The 10,363-nt window shown below is 39.4% G+C and carries 8 protein-coding genes and 1 pseudogene; 1 reads left to right on the top strand and 8 read right to left on the bottom strand.

Features of this window, described 5'->3' with window-relative positions; translation table 11 throughout:
* Positions 1-176 precede the first annotated feature (176 nt).
* Positions 177-925, top strand: a pseudogene (locus ACEYX7_RS09450) (anion permease); the annotation flags it as partial.
* 93 nt (positions 926-1,018) lie between these two features.
* On the opposite strand, the gene glyS reads toward ACEYX7_RS09450, so the two are convergent.
* From glyS to ACEYX7_RS09410, 8 genes are all read right to left on the bottom strand, one after another.
* Positions 1,019-3,088 (bottom strand): glycine--tRNA ligase subunit beta, encoded by a 2,070-nt coding sequence (gene glyS, locus ACEYX7_RS09445; RefSeq protein WP_374900485.1) that lies wholly within the window; start codon positions 3,086-3,088, stop codon positions 1,019-1,021.
* 169 nt (positions 3,089-3,257) lie between these two features.
* Complete coding sequence (locus ACEYX7_RS09440; protein WP_374805449.1) at positions 3,258-3,557, bottom strand: SH3 domain-containing protein; 300 nt, start codon at positions 3,555-3,557, stop codon at positions 3,258-3,260.
* A 127-nt stretch (positions 3,558-3,684) separates the two neighbouring features.
* Positions 3,685-4,161 carry a hypothetical protein gene (locus ACEYX7_RS09435; protein WP_374805447.1) on the bottom strand — a complete coding sequence of 159 codons (477 nt, stop codon included), beginning with the start codon at positions 4,159-4,161 and terminating at the stop codon, positions 3,685-3,687.
* 39 nt (positions 4,162-4,200) lie between these two features.
* The gene (locus tag ACEYX7_RS09430; protein ID WP_374805445.1) at positions 4,201-4,980 is read right to left on the bottom strand and encodes a hypothetical protein; all 780 of its coding nucleotides are present in this window, start codon (positions 4,978-4,980) and stop codon (positions 4,201-4,203) included.
* Positions 4,981-5,056: 76 nt separating this feature from the next.
* Positions 5,057-6,019, bottom strand: coding sequence for a glycine--tRNA ligase subunit alpha (gene glyQ / locus ACEYX7_RS09425; protein WP_374805385.1), 963 nt, complete (start codon positions 6,017-6,019; stop codon positions 5,057-5,059).
* 172 nt (positions 6,020-6,191) lie between these two features.
* A complete protein-coding gene (locus ACEYX7_RS09420; RefSeq protein WP_374805386.1) occupies positions 6,192-6,410 on the bottom strand; it encodes a hypothetical protein in 219 nt (72 codons plus the stop codon).
* An 84-nt stretch (positions 6,411-6,494) separates the two neighbouring features.
* Positions 6,495-6,971, bottom strand: coding sequence for a hypothetical protein (locus tag ACEYX7_RS09415; RefSeq protein WP_374805388.1), 477 nt, complete (start codon positions 6,969-6,971; stop codon positions 6,495-6,497).
* 669 nt (positions 6,972-7,640) lie between these two features.
* A complete protein-coding gene (locus tag ACEYX7_RS09410; RefSeq protein WP_374805389.1) occupies positions 7,641-10,004 on the bottom strand; it encodes a Tex family protein in 2,364 nt (787 codons plus the stop codon).
* Positions 10,005-10,363: the final 359 nt, after the last annotated feature.

Here is a 10,363-nt window from a genome sequence, read left to right as displayed (position 1 = left end):
ACCGATGAATCTTTTGCTGCTAATATCTATCTGGCTGCAACAATAATCAATTTGCGTTAATTGTCAACACGCCCTATATTAAAGAAAATAAGTTTGGCTTTCAACCTATTCCTGCAATAACACTGGGGCTTTTAGTATGGTTTTTGCCTACACCTGAAGGGGTAAAAGCAGAAGCGTGGACGATGCTTGCCTTGTTCGTCGGTGTGATTGCAGCAATCATTGGTAAAGCCATGCCAGTCGGGGCGATGATTTTGATGCCGATCATTTTGTATTTCTTATATCCGCCTAAAGTCAAAGACACGCCAAATGCCACATGACTCGCCAAAGAACGCCTAAATGAAATGGGTAAAATCCAATCGGGTGAATGGACTATGCTGGGTATTTTTAGTCTATTATTATTGTTATGGGCAGGCGTACCAAAAATGCTATTGGGTGATGCATTTGCGGTCAATGCCACAACCACAGCATTTATTGGCTTATCTTTAGTATTATCAGGTGTTTTGACTTGGGACGATATTCTCAAAGAAAAAGGGGCTTGGGATACCATTACATGGTTTGCTGCCTTAATCATGATGGCGACTTTCTTAAATAAACTTGGTTTGATCGCTTGGTTCTCGTGTGTGTTAGAGCATCAAATTGGTGGTTTGGGTTTTGGGTGGGTGGTATCTTGTGGTTTGTTATTGTTGGCTTATATGTATGCACATTATATGTTTCCAGTACTGCACATATCACCGCTATGTTTAGTGCGTTTTTTATCGCAGGGCTTGCCTTGGATGCACCGCCGATGTTATTTTCCTTATTGATGGCGGCGGCATCAAGCTTGATGATGAGTTTAACCCATTATGCAACAGGCACTTCACCAGTGGTTTTTGGTTCGGGTTATACCACTTTGGGTGAGTGGTGGAAAATGTTAGGCTACTGGTAATCTGATTAAAATATAAATACGAGGCAGACAAAAGCCGATTTAATTGATTTAAATCGGCTTTTTTGATATTGTAGGAACTAAGCTTACGAAACCTTAATCCTGTAAAACGCTAACATCCGCCACAATCATAAACAGATTACGCACTTGTTGTAATAACGCCAAACGGTTATTTTTCAACTGTACATCATCAGCATTGACCATCACGCCATCAAAGAAATTGGTAAGCGGTGTCGCCAAATTCGCCAAGGCAGTCAATACCCCTTGATAATCCGCTTTGGCTTGTAGCGGTTGTACCGTAGCTTTGGCTTGCTCTACTGAGGTAAATAACGCCTGTTCCGCATCTTCCTGCAATAGATTCGCATTCACCGTATCGGCAATTGCACCATCTACTTTGGCTAAAATATTCGCTACACGCTTATTACTTGCTGATAAAGTCTCAGCTTGTGGCAATTGACGGAAGGCTTGCACCGCATGAATACGCTGATCAAAATCAAGTGGTGATTTTGGTGCTAGGGCTTGCACCGCTTGAATCACATCTACCGCCACGCCCTGATCTTCATACTTAGCACGATAACGCCCTTCAAGGAAGGCTACAGCATCAGTTTTGGCTTGAGCAGGATTTTTTAATACATCGCCATAGGCTTGAATGGCATTATTAATCAAGCTATCTAAAGTCACATCTAATTGATTTTCAATGATTAAACGTAAAATCCCAATCGCTGAACGACGCAAAGCAAATGGGTCTTTTGAACCTGTCGGGGCTTGTCCAATACCAAAAATTCCCATCAAAGTATCTAAACGGTCAGCAAGGGCAAGCGTTGTACCTGTCTTGGTTTGCGGTAATACATCACCTGCAAATTTTGGTAAATATTGCTCGCCTAAAGCTTCCGCGACTTCCGCATTTTCGCCTTCTAATTTGGCATAATACGTGCCTGCAATGCCTTGTAATTCTGGAAATTCACCGACCAATTCCGATGTTAAATCGCATTTTGCCAATAACGCTGATTTTTCCGCATCATCTGCATTTGCACCCGTCACGCTTGCTAAGGCTTTGGCTAATTTGGCGATACGTTGTGATTTATCCCAAAGTGTTCCCAATTCTGCTTGGAAGACCATATTGGCTAACTTTTCTTGACGGCTTGCCAACGGTTGCTTTTGATCTTGCAAGAAGAAAAATTCTGCATCAGATAAACGTGGACGCACGACTTTTTCATTACCTTCAATCACTTGGCTTGGGTCTTTGGATTGAATATTGCTAATAAAAATAAAGTACGGTTGTAATTTGCCTGCATCATTCACCAAGCAAAAATATTTTTGATTGTCCTGCATGGTAGTGATTAAAGCTTCTTGCGGTACAGCCAAGAAACGCTCTTCAAAGCTGGCACGCAACGCCACAGGCAATTCGACCAAACCTGTTACTTCATTTAATAAATCCGCTGGCACAATTGCTTGGGCATTGACTTCATTAGCCAAAGCGTTGGTTTGTTTAACGATTTCGGCTTGACGTTCGTCAAAATCAGCAATGACACTCACTTGACGCAAAGTATCGATATAACTGTCTGCGTGCGGAATGGTCACGGCTTGTGGGGCATGGAAACGATGTCCATAACTTTGATTGCCCGCTTTAAAATCTTGAATAGTGGCATCAATCACTTGGTCATCTTTTAGCAACACGACCCATTGCACAGGACGCACAAATTCGGTACGACTTGCCGCAGAACGCATACGTTTTGCAATCGGTAAATTGTCCAGAGCAGTCTGTAAAATACTTGGCAATAACGCATCTAGGCTTTGCCCTTGAATGTCTTTGAGATAACATACTTTTTCAACTTTGCCAGCCATAAAAGTGCTGACTTGACTGGCATTGATGCCTTGACCACGCATAAAGCCTTCTAGGGCTTTGCTCGGTGTACCATCGGCATTATAAGCCGCTTGCACTGCAGGACCATCAAAACGCTTTTGGCTATCTGGTTGTTTGCCATCAATATTTTTAATCAATAATGCCAAACGACGTGGGGCAGCATAAGCAACGATGTCATCATACGCCAAGCCTGCTTGAGTTAAGCCTTGTTCGACTTGATTTTTTAGTGCATCACGCAAGGTTTTTAGACTTTTTGGCGGGAGTTCTTCACAGCCAAGTTCAAAAAGGACGTTATGTTTCATCTTTTGACCTGATTTAAAATTTCAATTGGCTAAATTATACAGTGAAAAAGCTGATGATAGGCGTTAAATCATCAGCTTTTATGTTTTTTTTAATAAAAAATAAAATCTTTCTATCCAATTTTTAGATAGATTTAACTTTTAAGCTTTAAATGATGTTTGGTTTCAGCGTTTAGTAACAGCTAATAAACTCTCGATACACCCAACCAATTTTTTTATCGTTTTTGGCATTAAAAATCAATGTCCATGGGCGACCTTTATCATCTTCAGCGTATTCTGTAGTATAAACCACAGTACCATTAGCAACCTTGCCGATGATTTTGCCCATTGGTGCGGTGCGTACATTGAGTGGGGTGCTACTTGGATCGGTTACTTTACAGGTTTGGGCAAATGCTACACTGGACAAGCTAGATGCCAAAACGACTGCGGTGAGCATGATGCTTTTTTGCAAGATTTTTGTTGAAATTTTCATTGCTTTATTCCTTTTGTGATGGTCTAAACGTGTTGTCTAAACGCTCAATTTAATCTAGACCTAAATCAAAAGAATAGCAAATTTATCCGATAAATGGTTTGATATTTAATCAGATAAATTTCAATCTTTACTCTTCTGCACTACGCAAATTTTCAAAATTACAATCACTAATCATTTTTTGGGATAATTGCTTACGACTGGCGACATTTGGCTTCACTTGCATCACGAATTGATTTTTATGGTAAATATCAATTTGTTGAGCAGTAGCGAGTTTGCTGATAAAGGTTTGCCATTCATTTTGACTATAGGCTTGATGTTGTTTTACAGGATAAGCCATTTGATTGGCATTAAAATAAAAAGTCAGTGGCTTTTCTCTAGCATCAAGTTCTTCAGGATTACCCATGCCTTTTGGATACAACATGATATTATGCCCTAGACCCGATTCAATATTACAAGATAATAGCAATAAGGCATTGTCTTTTGATGTAATACCATATTCTTGTGTACCTTGAGCAAAGCCAGTTTGCCATGTGTTGGTTTTGGCGAATGCAAGCGATGTGCTTGAAAGTAAAGCAATAGCGAGTAAGATGCTAGATTTTTTCATGGTTTTCTTCCGTAGATTATATATTTAAAAGTTAAGACTTTAGTCACCTGTAGGTCCCATATTACCTATCAATTGACCGCCAATGCGAATCGGTGCAGTAATCACATCTATGACCAAAGCCAATGGTTTTAACACTTTTAATGCTTGAGGTGCTTTGGCATCTTGCTCGACATAATAAGGAAAATAAAGCTCTACATCGAAAGGCTTTTGCAATAGATGTGCAAATGCTTGGGCTTTTGGAATAGCTTGATTGACCGTCACTTTAGCGATAACTGAGCTTGAACAGCTATAAAAATTGGATTTTTCAGTACATAAGAAACCCAATTCGGATAACGTAGATTTTTCACTACTGGTGACGGATGATAGTGGTTTATTAAAACTGAGATTTAACCAAGTCTTTGCCGTGTTCATATCATCTGGATTATCAATAACCAGTTCCATAACATGGCTTTTTTTGGCTTTGTCTGCATAACGTAAATCATAGTCTAAAGCTACTGACATATAATTCAAATCAACTTTATTATAAATTTGCGTAAACCAATCATTAGGCTTTTTATAGGTCATGTTTCGCCATGACCGTTGATATGGCTCAATCAAATAGCTTTGTTTTTCACCGACCATCACCAAAGCATCAGGGTGACTAGTAATGAATTGGCGAGACTTTCCTAAAGCAATCACTTTATCAGACAAGATCAAATTAGGGCTTTCAATAGGCTGTTTGCTCGTAGATACATCTATACGTTCAGCAAGTTTTGTCATACAACCCGTAAGTGATAGGCTTAAAAGTGTAGCGGTTAATAATAGTTTAAAATTTTTCATTTCCTTAGTCCTTATTTTAATGTTTTTAAAAGTGATAGGCGATAAATAGTAAAATCTATCTATCGCCAAAATCGAGTTACTCCGCTTTTACATTTAATTGCTCTTCCATTTGTGCCAACACTTCATCACGCAGATGTGGTTCAGCCATTGGAAAACCGAGCTTAGCACGAGAAAGCACATAGCTTTGAGCAATCGCTCTTGCCAAAGTACGCACACGCAAAATATAACGCTGACGTTCAGTCACCGAAATCGCACCACGGGCATCAAGCAAGTTAAAAGTATGCGATGCTTTCACCACTTGTTCATAGGCAGGCAATGGCAATTCTGCTTGCATCAAACGATTTGATTCACCTTCATAAAAATCAAATAATTCAAATAATTTTTCAACAGGTGCTTGTTCAAAGTTATAAGTCGATTGCTCGACTTCGTTTTGATGGAATACATCGCCATAAGTCACAGTACCGAATTGACCTTTGGTCCATACCAAGTCATAGACGCTGTCCACGCCTTGTAAATACATGGCTAAACGTTCCAAACCATAAGTGATTTCACCTGTGACTGGATAACATTCTACACCGCCGACCTGTTGGAAATAAGTGAACTGGGTGACTTCCATACCGTTGAGCCAGACTTCCCAACCTAAGCCCCATGCACCGAGTGTCGGACTTTCCCAATTGTCTTCCACAAAACGAATATCATGCACTGATGTATCAATGCCAATCGCTTTCAGTGAGTCCAAATATAATTGCTGAATATTGGCAGGGTTTGGCTTAAGCACCACTTGGAATTGGTAATAATGTTGCAAGCGGTTTGGATTTTCGCCATAACGACCATCTTTTGGGCGACGTGATGGTTGTACATAAGCCGCATTCCACGTTTCAGGGCCTAAAGCACGCAAAAAAGTCGCAGTGTGGAACGTTCCAGCACCCATTTCCAAATCATAAGGTTGTAAAACCACGCAGCCTTGTTCTGCCCAGTAGTTTTGTAAGGCTAAAATCAAACCTTGGAAAGTATCAATATGTGAAATCGCACGGCTCATAAGTTATCCGTAAATCTTCGTTAAAAATTCTAATAATTATAGGCGTTTTACCTAGACGTGGCAAAGTTTTATTTTAAATGATCATTGAAAAAGACACAGCACGATGAGCTGAATTGAGCACCGATTTTCTGTGTCTTTGAATAAAATAAGTTTTTAAAGCAAGGGATTATTCTTAAGCTTTATTTTTAATTTTATGCGAATGCTGATGATCGTGTTGTTGATGCGGATCATTTTGTGGCGGAACGACGACTGGCGAAGTAGTCGAATTGGTTTGCTTATTTGTGGTCTTGACGTGTGTATCATGGTCAGCACAGGCAAAGCTAGCACTGGATAAAGCGATCAGCGTTGTAGCAACAGATGATTTTAAAATGAATTGTAAAGATAGTTTCATGAGAGATACAACACAAATAAAAATGGATAAGGCATGATACCCTATCCATTTTTGCAGTTGCAAGATAATAAAGGCATGATCCAATTATTTTTTCATGGCTTTATGATCTTTTTTGGTTTTCTTGTCAGCTTTTTCTTTCTCTTCAGCGACTTTCATGGCATCTTTCGCTTTAGCTTGTTCTGCAGCCATTGCTGCATCTGCATCGGTAGCTACTGCAGGTGTTGCCACAGTGGTTGATACAACCGCATCTGGTGCTACGGTAGTCGCTGTTGTCATTGCCGTTGGCATCGCCATTTGCTCAGGCATCATTTGTGCTTCAGAAGTCATTGGTGCTGAGCTTGAGTCAGTTGCTTGAGCGTCAGTTGCTGCAGGTGCAACAGGAATAGTTGTTACGCTCGTTGTCACTTGTTGTGGCATTTCAGGCATTGGTGCGATCATGGTAGTACTTGTGCTTGGTGTAACCACTGTTGCGTCAGCTGTGTTCTGCATAGTTTGTTGTGCAAAAGCCGAAGTTGTTGCTGCCAATGTAAGTGCAAGGAAAGTAGCATTTAAACGTTTCATGAAGAAAACTCCAATAGAATAAAATGTGAAGAAAATATTTCCATATGTCAATGCTGTTTGACAGGGCGTAGTATTCTCCTAAATTGTGTATAAAATGTGGAGATGTGAAGTATGCTTTGTGGTAAAGCTGAGTAGGCACATAGCACAGATGTATGAGGAAATTTAATAATGTAAATTTAGTGATTAAAATATAATTTAAATAACTGCTGAATCGATAATCAAAATAAAAAAATTAATGATATTTTTCATTCATATAGTAAATGATAATTAATCACAAATAAGAATTACAATATTTACAGTAATTAACATAAATAAATTATTTTTATTTTAATGATTAATTTTAACCCGATCTAAAATCAAAAATTGTCTATTTGAAGTACAGTGATTTAGAATAAAAAATATTTCATGATGAAATTTTAATTAAAAAACCTATAAATATCAGTGTATTATATTAATCTAATAAATAATTTATAATATTTGAAGTATATTATATTTATAAATTATGATTATTTAAAAATTACACAGCGATATTATGATTTAAAGATATAATAATAAATACATAAATCAGTATTCAAAGTTATTCTTTAGATACATGATATAAAAAAAAGCCGATTTACATTGATAAATCGGCTCATATAGATAGTAGCATGATGTTAGGTTGCTAAAGCATTAACCTTTTTTGATCCCTGCCTGAATTAACAACGCACCTAAACCACCAATACGATCTGGTTTATCGCTCTTAGCAGGGGCTTTGCTTCTTGGCTGTTCACGCTTATCGTGACGCTTTTCTTTGGGCTTATCTGCTTTGTCTTTGTAGTCTGCACGTGGTGCTTTGCGGGCATCGTGGGCTTTATCCGCTTTGGTTGCAGCTTTGCTATCACTTTCCGTTTTCATACTTAAAGTAATACGATTGCGGTCGGCATCGACTTGCATCACACGCACTTGTACGATTTGCCCTGGGCGGACAAATTTATGCGGATCGCTAACAAATTGATTAGCAAGTTCTGAAATATGTATCAAGCCATCTTGATGTACACCAACATCGACAAATGCACCAAAATTAGTGACATTGGTCACCACACCTTCTAACCACAAACCTTCGCTTAAGTCTTTGACTTGATTAATGTCATCACGGAATTTTGCAGTACGGAATTCTGGACGTGGGTCACGGTTTGGTTTTTCCAATTCAGTCAATACATCTTGAATGGTGATAAGACCAACTTGCTCATCAACAAAATCATCGGCTTTCACTTGGCGAATGATTTCACTGTTGGCAATAATGTCTTTGACTTGCTTGTCTTGGCTTTGAGCGATACGTTGCACTAAGGCATAACTTTCTGGATGCACGGCAGAGGCATCAAGCGGTTGCTCACCGTCCAAGATACGCAAAAAGCCTGCAGACTGTTCAAAAGTACGCTCACCCAGACGTGGCACATTTTTCAATTGTTCACGGCTTTCAAAACGACCATGGGCTTTACGATATTCAACGATTTGTTGGGCAATCGATTTGTTCAAGCCAGCGATATAACCCAAGATGGCAGGTGATGCAGTATTGACATCAACCCCGACCGCGTTTACACAGTCTTCCACCACTTTATCCAAAGTCTGTGCCAAACCAGTTTGATTGACATCATGTTGATATTGACCGACACCGATTGATTTTGGATCAATTTTCACCAATTCCGCCAAAGGATCTTGCAAACGACGGGCAATTGACACTGCACCACGAATTGCTACATCTAATTCTGGCAATTCTTGTGACGCCAATTCACTTGCTGAATAGACTGACGCACCGGCTTCATTGACACTCACACGTGTGACGTTCAGTTCAGGATGTTTTGCCATCATCTCGCTGACTACGTTTTCAGTTTCACGACCGCCTGTACCATTACCGATGGCGATTAATTGCACTTGATGGGCTTGGCATAAACGAGCGATTTCAGCGATTGAGCCTTCGACATCATTTTTTGGTGCAAATGGGAAAATCGTGCTGTGTTCTAACACATCACCTGACGCATTCACCACCGCCAATTTCACGCCTGTACGAATACCCGGATCCATACCGAGCGTGATTTTTGCCCCAGCTGGTGCAGACAATAATAAATGACGTAAATTTTCCGCAAACACTTGCATGGCTTCACTTTCGGCAGCCAAGCGTTTTTCGGTCAATAATGAATGTTCGATTTGTGGACGTAATTTACCCAACCAAAATAATTTTGCCGCTTGCTTTAAAAAGTCTTGGCGACTTTGTGGCTCAACCTGATTTAGATCATAGCTATCCGCAATCATGGCTAACGCATCATCATTTTCACCATCGACTTTGAGCGTTAAAACGTTATCTTGGCGACCACGCAACATGGCAAGCAAACGATGTGATGGCACTTTATTTAGATTTTCAGAAAATTCAAAATAATCACGGAATTTTTGTCCGACTTCACGTTTTTCTTCATTGGCTAGCGTGCTTTTTAATACCGCAGTTTTGGCAAATAAAGTTTTTAAATCAGCAGATAAGGCAATATTTTGTGCCCATTGATCGATAATAATATGTTGTACCGCATCCAATTGGCTATCCACATCAGGATAATTTTCATGGCTAAAACCATCTAAAACTGATTTTGGATCAACATTTTCAGCCAAAATACGCTGTGCATAATCACCCAAACCGGCTTCGATGGCTTTGGCTGATTTACTATTGCGTTTTGGACGGTAAGGGGCGTAAATTTCTTCAAGGTCTTGCTTGGTTTGTGCGTCATTAACACGTTGTAGTAGGTCATCGCTCAGTTTATCTTGTTCTTTAAGTGAAATCAGCACTTTTTCACGACGATCATATAAGTCCCGAAGATAAGTCAAACGGCTTTCTAATTGACGTAATTGTGTGTCATCTAGACCTTGTGTCGCTTCCTTACGATAACGTGCGATAAATGGTACGCTTGAGCCTTGATCTAATAAGTCGATAGTGGCTTGCACTTGTTGTGGGCGGACAGAAAGTTCTGTAGCGATTTGTTGTACGAGTTGTGATGTAGTGTCAGACATACGACTGGTTTTCCAGTGATGAAAAAGAGTTAGGCTGATTATACTTATTCAGCCATGAAAATAAAGACATCACCAGACAAATTAAAATAAATATCAGCAGATTTTACGATAAATTAAGCAAAAATGCGTATTTTTTGTGATGCAAGACGGGCAATATGACGTTTGTACAAAGGACAATAAATAAATCAGTCTTGCTTTTTATTATTCTTGCTTTTTTTTAGCATTAGCCCAATGCCTATCCCAATCACTACACCAAGCATTGCCATAAAAAATGCAGAAGAAAGTAGGGCGTGTTGACAATTAACACAAATTGATTATTGTTGCAGCCAGATAGATATTAGCAGCAAAAGATTCATCGG

The organism is Hubeiibacter jixunmingi, assembly GCF_041928215.1.
Lineage (GTDB): Bacteria > Pseudomonadota > Gammaproteobacteria > Pseudomonadales > Moraxellaceae > Acinetobacter.
Note: the sequence above shows the minus strand (reverse complement) of the source record. Positions and strands in the feature narration are given on the sequence as shown.